Annotated in this window: 13 protein-coding genes and 1 tRNA gene; 6 read left to right on the top strand and 8 right to left on the bottom strand. The window is 71.9% G+C overall.

All coding sequences use genetic code 11. The features are described from left to right. Positions 1 to 142: 142 nt before the first annotated feature. Positions 143 to 805 (top strand): hypothetical protein, encoded by a 663-nt coding sequence (locus ACIOFR_RS20040; RefSeq protein ID WP_400999025.1) that lies wholly within the window; start codon positions 143 to 145, stop codon positions 803 to 805. Between the two features lie 25 nt (positions 806 to 830). Here ACIOFR_RS20040 and ACIOFR_RS20045 read toward each other — a convergent pair whose 3' ends face one another. Beyond that, complete coding sequence (locus ACIOFR_RS20045) at positions 831 to 1,433, bottom strand: DUF4291 domain-containing protein (protein ID WP_400999028.1); 603 nt, start codon at positions 1,431 to 1,433, stop codon at positions 831 to 833. A gap of 186 nt (positions 1,434 to 1,619) precedes the next feature. Then, positions 1,620 to 4,040, bottom strand: a complete 2,421-nt coding sequence (locus ACIOFR_RS20050; protein ID WP_400999209.1) for a chitinase C-terminal domain-containing protein — start codon at positions 4,038 to 4,040, stop codon at positions 1,620 to 1,622. A 376-nt stretch (positions 4,041 to 4,416) separates the two neighbouring features. Here ACIOFR_RS20050 and ACIOFR_RS20055 point away from each other — a divergent pair, with 376 nt between their 5' ends. Next, positions 4,417 to 5,076, top strand: a complete 660-nt coding sequence (locus tag ACIOFR_RS20055) for an HNH endonuclease (protein WP_400999031.1) — start codon at positions 4,417 to 4,419, stop codon at positions 5,074 to 5,076. A gap of 93 nt (positions 5,077 to 5,169) precedes the next feature. After that, positions 5,170 to 5,251, top strand: a tRNA-Leu gene (locus ACIOFR_RS20060). 47 nt (positions 5,252 to 5,298) lie between these two features. Here the strand turns inward: ACIOFR_RS20060 and rdgB are convergent. The 4 genes from rdgB to ACIOFR_RS20080 all read right to left on the bottom strand — a co-directional run bounded on the left by rdgB (position 5,299) and on the right by ACIOFR_RS20080 (position 7,620). Continuing rightward, a complete protein-coding gene (gene rdgB / locus ACIOFR_RS20065; RefSeq protein WP_400999034.1) occupies positions 5,299 to 5,907 on the bottom strand; it encodes an RdgB/HAM1 family non-canonical purine NTP pyrophosphatase in 609 nt (202 codons plus the stop codon). Between the two features lie 42 nt (positions 5,908 to 5,949). Then, positions 5,950 to 6,345: a hypothetical protein gene (locus tag ACIOFR_RS20070; RefSeq protein WP_400999037.1), complete on the bottom strand. Its 396-nt coding sequence runs from the start codon at positions 6,343 to 6,345 to the stop codon at positions 5,950 to 5,952. Between the two features lie 226 nt (positions 6,346 to 6,571). Beyond that, a complete protein-coding gene (gene rph / locus ACIOFR_RS20075) occupies positions 6,572 to 7,297 on the bottom strand; it encodes a ribonuclease PH (RefSeq protein WP_371497255.1) in 726 nt (241 codons plus the stop codon). Between the two features lie 89 nt (positions 7,298 to 7,386). Further along, complete coding sequence (locus ACIOFR_RS20080) at positions 7,387 to 7,620, bottom strand: glucose PTS transporter subunit EIIB (protein WP_018517946.1); 234 nt, start codon at positions 7,618 to 7,620, stop codon at positions 7,387 to 7,389. A 454-nt stretch (positions 7,621 to 8,074) separates the two neighbouring features. Here ACIOFR_RS20080 and ACIOFR_RS20085 point away from each other — a divergent pair, with 454 nt between their 5' ends. From ACIOFR_RS20085 to ACIOFR_RS20095, 3 genes are all read left to right on the top strand, one after another. Next, the gene (locus ACIOFR_RS20085) at positions 8,075 to 9,364 is read left to right on the top strand and encodes a PTS transporter subunit EIIC (RefSeq protein ID WP_400999042.1); all 1,290 of its coding nucleotides are present in this window, start codon (positions 8,075 to 8,077) and stop codon (positions 9,362 to 9,364) included. A 359-nt stretch (positions 9,365 to 9,723) separates the two neighbouring features. Then, positions 9,724 to 10,983 (top strand): PTS transporter subunit EIIC, encoded by a 1,260-nt coding sequence (locus ACIOFR_RS20090; RefSeq protein WP_400999045.1) that lies wholly within the window; start codon positions 9,724 to 9,726, stop codon positions 10,981 to 10,983. Between the two features lie 162 nt (positions 10,984 to 11,145). After that, positions 11,146 to 11,514 carry a cupin domain-containing protein gene (locus ACIOFR_RS20095; RefSeq protein ID WP_400999047.1) on the top strand — a complete coding sequence of 123 codons (369 nt, stop codon included), beginning with the start codon at positions 11,146 to 11,148 and terminating at the stop codon, positions 11,512 to 11,514. A gap of 28 nt (positions 11,515 to 11,542) precedes the next feature. Here ACIOFR_RS20095 and ACIOFR_RS20100 read toward each other — a convergent pair whose 3' ends face one another. Further along, positions 11,543 to 12,289 carry an MBL fold metallo-hydrolase gene (locus ACIOFR_RS20100; RefSeq protein ID WP_400999050.1) on the bottom strand — a complete coding sequence of 249 codons (747 nt, stop codon included), beginning with the start codon at positions 12,287 to 12,289 and terminating at the stop codon, positions 11,543 to 11,545. 176 nt (positions 12,290 to 12,465) lie between these two features. Next, on the bottom strand, positions 12,466 to 12,660 hold the full coding sequence (locus tag ACIOFR_RS20105; protein ID WP_400999052.1) for a helix-turn-helix transcriptional regulator: 195 nt from the start codon (positions 12,658 to 12,660) through the stop codon (positions 12,466 to 12,468). Between the last annotated feature and the right edge of the window lie 58 nt (positions 12,661 to 12,718).

Below are 12,718 nucleotides of genomic sequence, written 5' to 3' on the forward strand. Positions count from 1 at the left end.
CGCCGAGCCGTGTCACCGTCATGTCCCGGTGGCGTCCGGGAACGGGCATCGGCCGGCCGCCGTGCCCGGGGCCCCGCTAGCGTGCTGCGCACCGGGTCCAGCAGCCCGGTTCCACGCCCCGCCGCACCCCCGGGAGACCGCCGTGCCGACCCTGCCGACCCCGAGCCGCCGTACCGCCCGCACGCTGCTCGCCGCCGGGGCGCTGGTGACCGCCCTCGCGCTCACCGCCTGCGATCCCGAAGGCGCCGACACCGGGGCGGACGCGGCCACCCCGACCACCGCCACCGCCGTTACCAACTCCACCGCCACCGCCGCCGCTCCGAGCGGCTCGTCCGCGGCGGCGGACCGGCGCACCCTGGTCCATGCCGCCAGAGCCGGCGGCCTCCCCGCGGTGACCGGGGCCGGCGCGCTCTCCGACGTGCCGATCGACCCCGGCGAGATGCGCGACGGCATGCACCTGGTGGCCGGTACCTACCGGGCCGCCGCCACCGGCCGCCCGGTCCTCTTCCTCGGCGTCGACGCCGTCCCCGAGGACCCGGGCAAGCGCCGCGAGCACCTGTGGCGCGGCCTGATCGACTACGCCCTGCAGAACGGCTCCACCGGCGACCCGACCACCGCCGAGCCCTATCCGACCGGCCCGCTCGGCGGCTCGGTCGAGTGCCTCTCGCTGCCCAAGGCGCCCACCACCGACGTCATCTGCGGCTGGACCGACGCGTCCACCGCCGCCGTCGCCCTCTTCCCACGGACCACCCCCGCCGAGGCCGCCCGGCAGTTCACGGCCATGCGCGCCGACCTGGAGCACTGAGCCGGGTCGGCCCGGCCGGTCCGGCTCAGCCCGTGGCGCCGATCCGCGCCGCGAGGGCGGCGGGCAGCGGGTACGGCGCCTCCGCGGGGATCAGCGCGTCGGCCGCCTCCGGACGGCCGGCCCGCACCAGGGCGTGGGCCTCGTGGGCCAGGGCCGTGACGTCCTCGATCCCGAGGATCCACTCGTCGACGTAGCGGTGCACGGCGGGGCCGCTCAGGCCGATCTGGACCGCGCGGTGCGGGAGCGGGCCGAGCCGGGTCGAGCGTTCCGGGTCCCACTGCACCCGGACCGGGCTCTCCCGCAGCCGGGCCTTCCAGTCGGCGGCCGACGCGTGACGGTCCCGGTCGTAGTGGCTCAGGCAGGCCCGGCCGAGCGCCCACTCGAAGCCCTCCCGGCGGATCCGGACGGCCAGCACCCGCTCCTGCCCCTCCTTGGTGCCCCAGCCCGAGCGGTACATCATCCAGCGGAACGACGGCTTGATCCAGGTCATCCGGTCCCGTTTGAACGGTGCCACGAACGTCCCCGCCGCCGACGCCGGTCCGGCGATCGCGGCGGAGTACGCCTGGTACACCACCAGGCCGGTGGCGTCGTACGCGGCACGGACCGCGCGCAGCGGCTGCTCGGACATCGTGGGGCTCCGGGGGTCGGGGAGCTGCCAGCGTCCCAGCCCGGGTTGCCGTGCGCGAGCGGGTTTCGGCCCCGCCGTCCGGCCCCGGGTTCCGGCCCGGCCCGGCCGGGGCGTCCCGGACACGACGGAGCGGTGGCGGCCGACCCCCCGACCGGGTCGACCGCCACCGCCGTTCGTCACCCCGGGTCAGCAGACCCCGAGGTCGCTCCAGACGCCCCACTGACCGGTGGTCGAGGGGTCCTCATTGGTGGTCCACCACTTGTTGCTGTACTGGTGGCCCTTCCACGACACCTTGGTGCCGGTGGTGGCGTAGACCGTCGCGGCGTTCCAGCTCGGCGCGGCGCAGGTGCCGCCGGTCGGACTCGCGGACGGCGAGGGGCTGGCGGAGGCCGACGGGCTCGCGGACTGCGAGGGGCTGGCCGAGGCGCTCGGGCTCGCGGACGGCGAGGGGCTGGCGGAGGCGCTCGGGCTCGCGGACTGCGACGGGCTCGGTGAGGCGGTGCCGCCGCCGGTCGCGCCGCGGGTCAGGTCGCCCGCCAGGCCGTACAGCGTGCCGCCGACGTCGACCGTCCAGTTGGCCGGGGTCGAGACCGGCAGGTAGTAGACGAAGTCCAGGTCGACCGAGGCACCGGGCGCCAGCGACTGCCAGCCCGGCAGCTTCACCGAGACGCGGTTGTAGGTGCCCTTGAGGCCGCCCACGTTGTTGGCCGCGGTGTGGTCCTGCCGGATCACCGTCAGCCCGAAGCCGGACTGGTCCTTGGCGTTGCCCGGGGCCGCGTTGGAGTAGTCGAACTGGAACTCGGTGCCGCCCGGCAGGGTCTGGGCCGAGTTGTTGACGATGTGGATCTTCGGGTTGATCGGGTAGTTCGAGTCGCCCAGCGCGAAGTTGGTGAACGACACGTCGATCGGCAGCGTCTGCGTGGGCAGCGCGATCGTGGAGCGGACGGCGCCGTACGGCGAGGCCGCCTTGAACTTGTCGTACATCAGCGAGGTCAGCGTCGAGCCCGGCACGTACTCGCCCTTGCCGCCGTTGGCGGTGGCGTCCCAGCGGTAGTCTCCGGCCAGCTCCCAGATCATCGTGCCGCCGGCACCCTGGTTGACCACGTAGTCGGCCTTGGCCGCCACCGACTCCTCGTCCTCGGTGGACAGGAACACCTTCTTGCTGTCGTTCCACAGCCACGGCGCCACCAGCGAGGAGCTGTAGTTGCGGCTGTAGGTGCCCTGCAGCGCGGTGTCGGTCAGCCCGTACCTGGACAGGTAGTCCGGGACGACGCCCTTCTCCAGGTTCTTCGCGTGCCACATCGGGTTGGAGCCCGCCGGGGACTCCTTGCCGTTGGTGTCCAGGTCGTGCCAGAGGTTGTCGATGCCGACCGCGCCGTCGCCACAGGTCGTCAGACCCGCGCCAGCCGGGCAGGTGGTGGTCGACGAGGTGCCCCACAGGCCGTTGGTGCCGCCGGTGACGTTCTTGAACCCGCGGGTGTAGTACGGCAGGCCGACGTTGATCCGGCCGGCCGGCATCGCCCCGCGGAAGTAGTGGTACGCCCAGTCCGTGTTGAGGTAGCCGATGCCGCCGTACTGCGAGGTGCCGTACACGTTGGCGGCCGCCAGCTCGCCGTCCTTGCCGTCGTCGTACAGCGAGGCGTTCGGACCGACGTACTTGTTCCAGGCGCCGTGCAGGTCGTACGACATGATGTTGACGTAGTCCAGGTACTGCGTGATCTGGAACGTCTCCATGCCGCGCAGCAGGTAGCCCGAGGAGGGCGCGGCCACCGACAGCAGGTAGTGCCTGCCGTCCGTGGCGCCGGCCCGGTCCAGCTTCTCGCGCAGCGTCTTCATCAGCGCCGCGTAGCCCTTGACCAGGGAGGCGCGCTTGGCGTTGGAGACCGACGTGTCGAGCGGGTTGCCCGCGTCCTTCATCGAGGTCGGGTACTCGTAGTCGATGTCGACGCCGTTGAAGCCGTACTTCTTGATGAAGTCGACCGCGGAGTCCGCGAAGGTGTCGATCCCGGCCTGGTTGACGCCGCCGTCCGCGTTGACCGTCATCGAGTAGAAGCCGCCCGAGTCGACGCGCTTGCCGTCGTCACCGAAGTACCCGCCGGTCTCGGCCCAACCGCCCACCGAGATCAGGGTCTTCACGTTCGGGTACTGCTTCTTGAACTTGGTCAGCAGGTTGAAGTGGCCCTTGTACGGCAGCGTCGGGTCCATCTCCGCGCCCGGCACGCCGGGGAAGGTCATGCCGGTGGCCGCGTTGGTCGCCGAGTCGGTGCCGACCGACAACCTGTTCGCCCCGTCGACGTGACCGAAGGCGTAGTTGAGGTGGGTGACCTTGTCCCAGGGGACGTTGTTCACCAGGTAGGCGGGGGTGCCGTCCTGACCGGTGCGCCAGCCCGTGAAGTAGCCGATGATGCGGCGCTGGTGGTCCGCGCCCATCTTCTCGCGGCCCGCGGTGTCGTAGACGCTGCAGTAGGGCACGTCCACGCCGGGCGTGCTGTACATGCCGTCGGGGCGACAGGACTGGTTGTCGACGGCCGCCTGCGAGGGCGTCGCGCCCAGCGTGGCCATCAGCAGGCCGGCCAGCGAGGCGGCGGCCGTGGCGGCGAACGCCAGCCGCCCGCCGGGGCTCTTGCGACGGCCCGCGGCGGTGGGACGCTGCGCCGTCGTGTTTCGGATCAACACTCGGTCCTCCAGGAGAGAGTGTCGGACGCGCTGTGGGGACGCGCCTGTGGGGGAGGTTTGCACCCCGCCGTGCGACGGCCCGTCAACTGTTCGGCCCGGCGCACCGCGGAGTGCGCCGAAGCTATGTGGTCTGAACCACATAGGTCAATAGGTCTGTACCAATCAGCAGTGAACCGACACGCCCGCGCCCCTCCCGCACCCCACCACCCCCACCCGCTGCGCCCACCCCGAACCCCTGCGGCCCACCGCTCGTTCGTACCTGCACGGGGGACGGGCACCCCGACGGCCCGAAGCGGGAGGATCCACCATGTCCGTCAGGTACACCCGCGAGCTGCTCACCGAACTGGCCGCCGTGTCCGCCAGCGTGAACGACCTGATGCGCCGGCTCGGAGTGCCGATGGCCGGCGGCACCCACGCCTACCTGAGCCGCCGGCTGAAGCACTACGGGATCGACACCTCGCACTTCCCCCGGACCCGCCTCTGCGATGCCGCTCCGCTGCCCGGGCCGGCCCTCCGACGGGCGGTGGCGGAGCACCGCAGCGTCGTGGCGGTCGTGCGCGCGATGGGGCTGCCCGAGACCAACGCGGCACGCCGGCTGGTGCAGCGCAGCATCGCCGCGCACGCGATCGACACCGCCCACTTCACCGGGCAGGCCCACACGCGCGGCCGCAGGACCGGCCCGCGGCGCAGGCCCGAGGAGCTTCTCGTACGGCTGCCACCGGGCAGCGACCGCACCCCCGGCGGCCGGCTGCGCGCGGCGCTGCTCCACCTCGGCCGGCCGGAGAGCTGCGAGCTCTGCGGGACGCCGCCGACCTGGCTCGGGCGGCCGATGACCCTGGAGGTCGACCACGTCAACGGCGACCCGCTCGACAACCGGGCCGGAAATCTGCGCCTGGTGTGCCCCAACTGCCACTCCGTCACCCCCACCTACTGCGGGCGCAACCGTGGCCACCGGGCACCCGGGTGACCTGCGGCACACCCGCCGGGCGACCGTCGCGGCCGGTGGGAACGCAGGTGCCTTCCCCGCGATCGGCCGAGTAGCATGAAGGCAGCAGCGCAGGCGGCCGTGGCGCAATGGCGACGCAAACGGTTTAGGTCCGTTGGCCCGTGAGGGCTTGAGGGTTCGAATCCCTTCGGCCGCACCGCCCAGGGCCCGCCCGGAGTCGATCTCCGGGCGGGCCCTTCGCCGTCAGCCGAGCAGCTCGCGGATGACCGGGCCGAGTCCGCGGAAGGCCTCGCCGCGGTGGCTGATGGCGTTCTTCTCGGCGGGCGTGAGCTGGGCGCAGGTCCTGGTCTCGCCGAGCGGCTGGAGGATCGGGTCGTAGCCGAAGCCGCCGTCGCCCGCCGGGGCCGTCCGCAGGGTGCCCCGCAGCCGCCCCTCCACCACGCGCTCGGTGCCGTCCGGCAGGGCGAGCGCGGCGGCGCAGGCGAAGTGCGCGCCGCGGTGCGGGTCGGAGATGTCGCCGAGCTGGGCGAGCAGCAGGTCGAGGTTGGCGCGGTCGTCGCCGTGCTTGCCGGCCCAGCGGGCGGAGAAGATGCCGGGTGCGCCGCCGAGCACGTCGACGCACAGGCCGGAGTCGTCGGCGACCGCGGGCAGCCCGGTGGCCCGGGCCAGGGCGTGCGCCTTCAGCAGGGCGTTCTCGGCGAAGGTGACGCCGGTCTCGCGGACGTCGGGGATCTCGGGGTAGGCGTCGGCGCCGACCAGGTCGACGTCCAGCCCGGCGGCGCCGAGGATGTCGCGCAGCTCCGCGACCTTGTGCTGGTTGCGGGTGGCGAGGACGAGGCGTCGGCTAGTCATGGCGCCCAGCCTAGGACAGGACTTGGGGGGTGCGCCCTCGGGTCAGCCGGTGCAGGCCTTGCTGAGGTTGCCGGCGGCGTCACCGAGCGGCTTGAGGTCGGGGACCTGCTTGTTGTCGACGGCCTGTTGGACGTTCTGGACCTGGGTCTGCAGGTCCGTCAGGGCCTTGCTGACGTCGGTGTCGCTGGAGTTGCGGCCGAGCTTGTCGATGTCGTTCTTGAGCTGCTGCATGGCCTGCCCGGCCGCGGTCGGGTCGTTGCCGGCGTTGTTGAAGGCACTGGAGACGTTGGAGATGTCGTTGGTGATGGTGATCGCGGTGTTGCCGCAGTCGATCGCCTTCTGCGCCGCGGAGCAGCTGACCGCGCTGAGCGGGAGGATGAGGGCGAGGGCGGCCACGGCGAGCACGGTGGGGCGGTTGATGCTGGGCGGCTGCGGCATCGCGGTCCTTCGGTCGGCTCCGGGTGTCTGCCTGGCACGCTACGGGCTGGGCCGGCGGCGTGTACAGCATCCGTCGGTGACGGCACCCACAAGGACGTGCGGGCCGGGTGGTTCGGTTGCGCCGGCCCGCGGCCGGGGACGTCTCCCGCCGGTCCCGGGAAGGCCGTCGGCCCGGCCGGACGGGAGTTCCCGCCGGCCGGGCCGATGCCCGGTCAGGTCCGCGGTGTCAGCCTTCGAGGACCTTGCGCTGGATCTCGTCGAGCTCGGCGCAGCCGAGGGTGCCGAGGTCGAGCAGCTGGTTGAGCAGGTCGCGGTCGAAGGGCGCGCCCTCGGCGGTGCCCTGGACCTCGACGAAGCGGCCGTCGGAGGTGCAGACGATGTTCATGTCGGTCTCGGCGCGGACGTCCTCCTCGTACCGGAGGTCCAGCATCGGGACGCCGTCGATGATGCCGACGCTCACCGCGCTGACGCCGCCGGTGATGGGCTGGCCCTTGGCCCGGAGGATCTTCTTGTCGCGGGCCCAGGAGACGGCGTCTACGAGGGCGACGTAGGCGCCGGTGATGGCGGCGGTGCGGGTGCCGCCGTCGGCCTGGAGGACGTCGCAGTCCAGGACGAAGGTGTTCTCGGCGAGGGCGCGGTGGTCGATGACGGCGCGCAGCGAGCGGCCGATCAGGCGGCTGATCTCGTGGGTGCGGCCGCCGATCTTGCCGCGGACGGACTCGCGGTCGCCGCGGGTGTTGGTGGCGCGCGGGAGCATGGAGTACTCGGCGGTGACCCAGCCCTCGCCGCTGCCCTTGCGCCAGCGGGGGACGCCTTCGGTGACGCTGGCGGTGCAGAGCACCTTGGTGTCGCCGTACGAGACGAGGACGGATCCTTCGGCGTGCTTGCTCCAGCCCCGCTCGATGGTGATGGGGCGGAGCTGGTCGGGGGTGCGGCCGTCAATGCGTGACATGGGTAACGAGCGTAGTGGCTCGCGGGACGCGTCGGCCCGCCTGCCCCGGCGGGGCGGCGGGCCGTGGCGCCGGTGAGCGGTGGCTCAGCTCACATCATGTCCTCGATGTCGGCGGCGATCGGGTCGGCGTCGGTGCCGATGACGACCTGGATCGCGGTGCCCATCTTGACCACGCCGTGGGCGCCGGCGGCCTTGAGGGCGGCCTCGTCGACCTTGCTGGGGTCGATGACCTCGGTGCGCAGGCGGGTGATGCAGCCCTCGACCTCTTCGATGTTCTCGATTCCGCCGAGACCGGCGACGATCTTCTCAGCCTTGCTGGCCATGTCTTTCTCCACTCTGTCTCGGCGCCTCGGCGGGGTGTCGCCGGTGGCCGTACTGCGGTGTGCGGTGGGCGCTGCCGGAGATGATGATGACGCGTGATCAGCTGGCGCGTCGTCGAAACAGCGCGTCAAGCATCACCCGCCTCCGGACGATATGCCACGTTAGTCCACTTTTGGGCTACCCCGGCGCGCATGCCCGGGGCGGTGAACCGAGGATGGCGATCACCGGCATCCGGGTTCCGGCGCGGCCGTCCCGTCCCGCCCGAAAAGTGGTCTACACCAATCTTAAGTGCACTCCGGACAACGCGGGACACCTCGCCCGCGTTCCCCGAACGACCGGCCGGCCCGACCCCGACCGGCCCGACCCCGACCGACCGACCAGCCCGACCCGCCCCCGACCGACCGACCAGACCGACCCCGACCAGACCGCAGCGGCCACGGCACCCGGAGGACGACCATGAGCTCGGCCGGCACCACCGTCCCGCGGAGCCCCTGGTGGCAGACGTTCTACGGCGGCCTGCAGAAGATGGGCCGCAGCCTCCAGCTCCCCGTGGCGGTCCTCCCCGCGGCCGGCATCCTGGTCCGGTTCGGCCAGCCGGACCTGCTCGGCGCCGACGGTCTCGGCTGGGACAACGTGGCGAAGGCCTTCGCCGCCGCCGGGTCGGCCCTGCTGGACGGCTCGCTCGGCCTGCCGCTGCTGTTCTGCGTCGGGGTCGCGATCGGCATGGCGAAGAAGGCGGACGGCTCGACCGCGCTGGCCGCGGTGGCGGGCTTCCTGGTCTACTACAAGGTGCTCCAGGCCTTTCCCGACCTCAGCTCCTGCCAGGGTGTCATCGCGGGCAGCCAGTGCGTGGACTACGCCAAGCGGACCGCCTCGAACGTCGGCTTCCAGAACCCGGGCGTCCTCGGCGGCATCCTGATGGGCCTGATGTCCGCCTGGCTCTGGGTCCGCTTCCACCGCACCCGACTGGTCGACTGGCTGGGGTTCTTCAACGGCCGCCGGCTGGTCCCGATGATCACGTCCCTGGCCGGCCTGGTCTTCGCCGCGCTCTGCCTGTGGGTCTGGCCGCCGGTGGGCGACGCGCTGGAGTCGTTCTCCAAGTGGCTGGCGGACCTCGGCTCGACCGGATCCGGACTGTTCGGCCTCGCCAACCGGGCGCTGCTGCTGATCGGCATGCACCAGTTGCTGAACTTCTTCCCGTGGTTCCAGTTCGGCACCTACGTCAAGCCGGACGGCACCGAGGCGCACGGCGACATCGCCCGATTCCTGGCCGGTGACCCGACGGCCGGCCAGTTCATGTCCGGCTTCTTCCCGATCATGATGTTCGCGCTGCCCGCCGCCGCGCTGGCCATCGCGCACTCCGCCAAACCGCACCGCCGCAAGGAGATCTACGGCCTGATGACCTCGGTCGCGCTGACCTCCTGCGTGACCGGCATCACCGAGCCCATCGAGTACTCCTTCGCCTACATCGCCCCCGCGCTGTTCGCCGTGCACGCGCTGCTCACCGGCGCCTCGATGGCCGTCACCTGGGGGCTGGGCGTGCACGACGGCTTCGCCTTCTCGGCCGGCCTGATCGACTACGCGCTCAACTGGAACCTCGCCACCAAGCCGTGGCTGATCATTCCGATCGGCCTGTGCTTCGCGGTGGTCTACTACGCGGTCTTCCGCTTCGCGATCGTGAAGTTCAACATCAAGACACCGGGCCGCGAGGACGACGAGGACGTCGAGGACGTCACCAAGGCCTGACCGTCACGCCCGGCGCGCCCACCGCACGCCCACCGCACGCCCACCGCACGCCCACCGTCACTCCGCCGTCACCCTGCCGCCGCCGCCCGGCGGCCGGGGTGGCCCGGGTGGCCGGGGGTGGCGGCTTTTGTTGCGTGACTCGCCAAATCCCCGGCTCCCGCGGGTAGTGAAGATCGCCGATCCACAAATAGGTTTCGATTTCATAGCGCTTCCCACCTGCACGGCTTTCCGGGGTTCCCCGCCCTGTCGGCACGTGTTAGAAAACTGGTCTACACCACTAGTGGTGTAGACCAGTTTGCGAGTCGGCCCCCGACGCTCCACCTGACGTCCGACCCGCCCTGTCGTGAGGAACCACCCCCATGAGTACGACCACGCAGGCACCGGCGCCCGCCGCCGCGCCCAAGCCGGGAAAGAAGTTCGGCTCCGGAATCCTTCCCGGCCTGCAGAAGGTCGGCCGCAGCCTCCAGCTGCCGATCGCGGTCCTCCCGGCCGCGGGCATCCTGGCCCGTCTGGGCCAGCCGGACGTCCAGACCAACTGGCACTTCCCCGCCAAGCTGGTCCAGGTGTTCGGCGCCGCCGGTGGCGCGGTGCTGGACAACCTGCCGCTGCTGTTCTGCGTCGGCGTGGCGATCGGCTTCGCCAAGAAGGCCGACGGCTCGACGGCGCTGGCCGCGCTGGTCGGCTACCTGGTCTTCAAGCAGGTGCTGACGGTGTTCCCGGCCGAGGGGACCGTCACCGCCGCACTCCCGGCCGGCAAGCCGCAGAACCCCGGCGTGCTCGGGGGTGTCGTGGTCGGCCTGCTCGCCGCCGTCCTGTGGCAGAAGTACCACCGCACCAAGCTGGTCGACTGGCTCGGCTTCTTCAACGGCCGCCGGCTCGTCCCGATCATCATGGCCTTCGTCGGCACCGGCCTCGGCATCCTGTTCGGCCTCTGCTGGGGCCCGATCGGCGACCTCATCTCCGGCGGCAACGACAAGCTGGTCGGCGCGGGCGCCGTCGGCGCGGGCATCTTCGGCCTGGTCAACCGCGCGCTGATCCCGATCGGCATGCACCAGTTCGTCAACACCTACGCGTGGTTCCAGACCGGCAGCTTCACCGACGCGACCGGCAAGGTCGCCACCGGCGACATCAACCGCTTCCTGGCCGGCGACCCGACCGCCGGGCAGTTCCAGTCCGGCTTCTTCCCGATCATGATGTTCGCGCTGCCCGCCGCCGCGCTGGCCATCGCGCACGCCGCCCGCCCGGAGCGCCGCAAGGTCGTCCTCGGCATGATGACCTCGCTCGCGCTGACCAGCATCGTCACCGGTGTGACCGAGCCGATCGAGTTCACCTTCCTGTTCATCGCCCCGGTGCTCTACGCCATCCACGCCGTGCTGACCGCGCTGTCGATGGCCGTCACCTGGGCCCTCGGGGTCCACGACGGCTTCAGCTTCTCGGCCGGCCTGATCGACTACGTGATCAACTGGCACCTGGCCACCAAGCCGTGGCTGATCATCCCGATCGGCCTGGTCTTCGCCGCGATCTACTACGCGGTCTTCCGCTTCGCGATCATCAGGTTCGACCTCAAGACCCCCGGCCGCGAGAGCGACGAGGAGATCGAGGACGTGACCAAGGCCTGATCCCCGGCCGCTCACCCGGTGCCCCGCCGCACTCCCCCGCGGCGGGGCACCGGCACGTCCGGGGCCGGGCCGAGGATTTTGCCGAACGGTCGACCAATGGCCGGTGCGCGCCCGGTAGCGTTCGGGGCATTCCTTGATCCCGACGCCCGAGAGGGGCTCCTCATGCATGCCATCGACCTGGTGGGAACGGCGGACGGCCTGCCGCGGGCCTGGCGCTCCCGGCCGCTCGGCCGGGTGGGCACGGCCGCGGTGAAGGTCCTGCGGATGGACGAGCTGCCGGTCGGGGAGGAGCGGCACGCCGCCGCCGAGGCCCTGCTGGTCCTGGACGGCCGGCTGGAGCTGACGGTCGACGGGCATCCGGTCTCGGTCGGGCCGGGAGGGCTGTTCCTGGTGCCGCCCGGCACCGCGCACGCCGTCCGCCCGGGCAGCCGGGGCACCCTGGTCGTGGTGGAGGTGGCGGAGGAGTCCGGCCGAACCGGGTCGGGCGGTCATCGCGGGGAGCTCGACTCGCCTTCTGCGCCCCCGCGTTGAGCACGGCGGGTGGCAACCGCCCGGTCGGTCAGAACTGGTAGACCGCGCCGGGTCTGGCGAGCTCCACCGGACCGCGGTAGGCGGCCCGGGCGTCCCGGAGGTTGCGCTCGGCGTCGGTCCACGGCGGGATGTGGGTGAGGACCAGCCGCCGGACGCCCGCGGCGGTGGCGTGTTCGCCGGCCTCCCGGCCGTTGAGGTGGACGGCCTGGTAGGTGTCCTTGCCGTCGGTGTAGGCGGCCTCGCAGAGGAAGAGGTCGGCGCCGGCGGCCAGCTCGACCAGGTCGGCGCTCTCACCGGTGTCGCCGGAGTAGACGATCGAGTGGCCGCCGTGCTCGATCCTGAAGGCGTAGGCCTCGACCGGGTGGTTGACCTGGATGACGGTGATCCGCAGCGGGCCGAGGTCGAAGCTCCCGGGCTTCAGGGTGCGGAACTCGAAGACCTCGGTCATGCCCGGTTCCTCGGGCATGTCGTAGGCGCGGGCGAGCCGTTCGGGGGTGCCGGCGGGCCCGTACACGGGCACCGGTTCGGGGCAGCCCTCCACCCGGTAGTTGCGGGCGACCCAGTACGCGCACAGGTCGACGCAGTGGTCGGCGTGCAGGTGGCTGAGCAGCACGGCGTCGACCTCGTACAGGCCGCAGTAGTTCTGCAGGGCGCCGAGGGCGCCGTTGCCGAGGTCCAGGACGGCGCGGTAACCGTCGGCCTCCACCAGGTAGCTGGAGCACGGCGAGTCGGCGGACGGGAAACTCCCCGAGCACCCCACCACGGTCAGTTTCATGCCGAGCCCCTCCGCCCCGATGGTCATGGTCCGCAGCCGTCCGCATCATCTGCACCGGCACGGCCTTTGCGTGTCGAGGGTAAGGGCCGGACGGCACTTTGCCCCCGTCCCCGTGCCGCGCTGTGGCTGGAATCACCAGAACGGGCAAGGGACGGGGGCGGGCGTTCGACGGGGGGTCAGCGGTGCCGGGGGCGGTTGCGCGCCCAGGCCCTGATGGTGTCGGGGTACCAGCGGGGGTGGCCGTTGCCGTCCGTCAGGTCGGGCGCCGGGAGCAGGCCGTGGCGGCGGTAGTTGCGGACGGTCTCGGACTGGACGTTGATGTGGCGGGCGATCTCGGCATAGGACCACAGGTCGCTGCTGCTTGGACTCATCTGGACCACCTTCGGGCGGAGGTCCCGAGGCTGGGCTCGGGCCGTCGCTTCACCTTTT

It is taken from the genome of Kitasatospora sp. NPDC088346, from assembly GCF_044740765.1.
Taxonomy (GTDB): domain Bacteria; phylum Actinomycetota; class Actinomycetes; order Streptomycetales; family Streptomycetaceae; genus Kitasatospora.

Bases quoted from the DNA above. Each gene is read 5' to 3' on its own strand.
- ACIOFR_RS20095 (WP_400999047.1), top strand. From the start codon at position 11,146: ATGCATGCCATCGACCTGGTGGGAACGGCGGACGGCCTGCCGCGGGCC.
- ACIOFR_RS20080 (WP_018517946.1), bottom strand. From the start codon at position 7,620: ATGGCCAGCAAGGCTGAGAAGATCGTCGCCGGTCTCGGCGGAATCGAG.
- ACIOFR_RS20100 (WP_400999050.1), bottom strand. From the start codon at position 12,289: ATGAAACTGACCGTGGTGGGGTGCTCGGGGAGTTTCCCGTCCGCCGAC.
- ACIOFR_RS20055 (WP_400999031.1), top strand. From the start codon at position 4,417: ATGTCCGTCAGGTACACCCGCGAGCTGCTCACCGAACTGGCCGCCGTG.
- ACIOFR_RS20090 (WP_400999045.1), top strand. From the start codon at position 9,724: ATGAGTACGACCACGCAGGCACCGGCGCCCGCCGCCGCGCCCAAGCCG.
- ACIOFR_RS20085 (WP_400999042.1), top strand. From the start codon at position 8,075: ATGAGCTCGGCCGGCACCACCGTCCCGCGGAGCCCCTGGTGGCAGACG.
- ACIOFR_RS20070 (WP_400999037.1), bottom strand. From the start codon at position 6,345: ATGCCGCAGCCGCCCAGCATCAACCGCCCCACCGTGCTCGCCGTGGCC.
- rdgB (WP_400999034.1), bottom strand. From the start codon at position 5,907: ATGACTAGCCGACGCCTCGTCCTCGCCACCCGCAACCAGCACAAGGTC.
- ACIOFR_RS20045 (WP_400999028.1), bottom strand. From the start codon at position 1,433: ATGTCCGAGCAGCCGCTGCGCGCGGTCCGTGCCGCGTACGACGCCACC.
- rph (WP_371497255.1), bottom strand. From the start codon at position 7,297: ATGTCACGCATTGACGGCCGCACCCCCGACCAGCTCCGCCCCATCACC.
- ACIOFR_RS20105 (WP_400999052.1), bottom strand. From the start codon at position 12,660: ATGAGTCCAAGCAGCAGCGACCTGTGGTCCTATGCCGAGATCGCCCGC.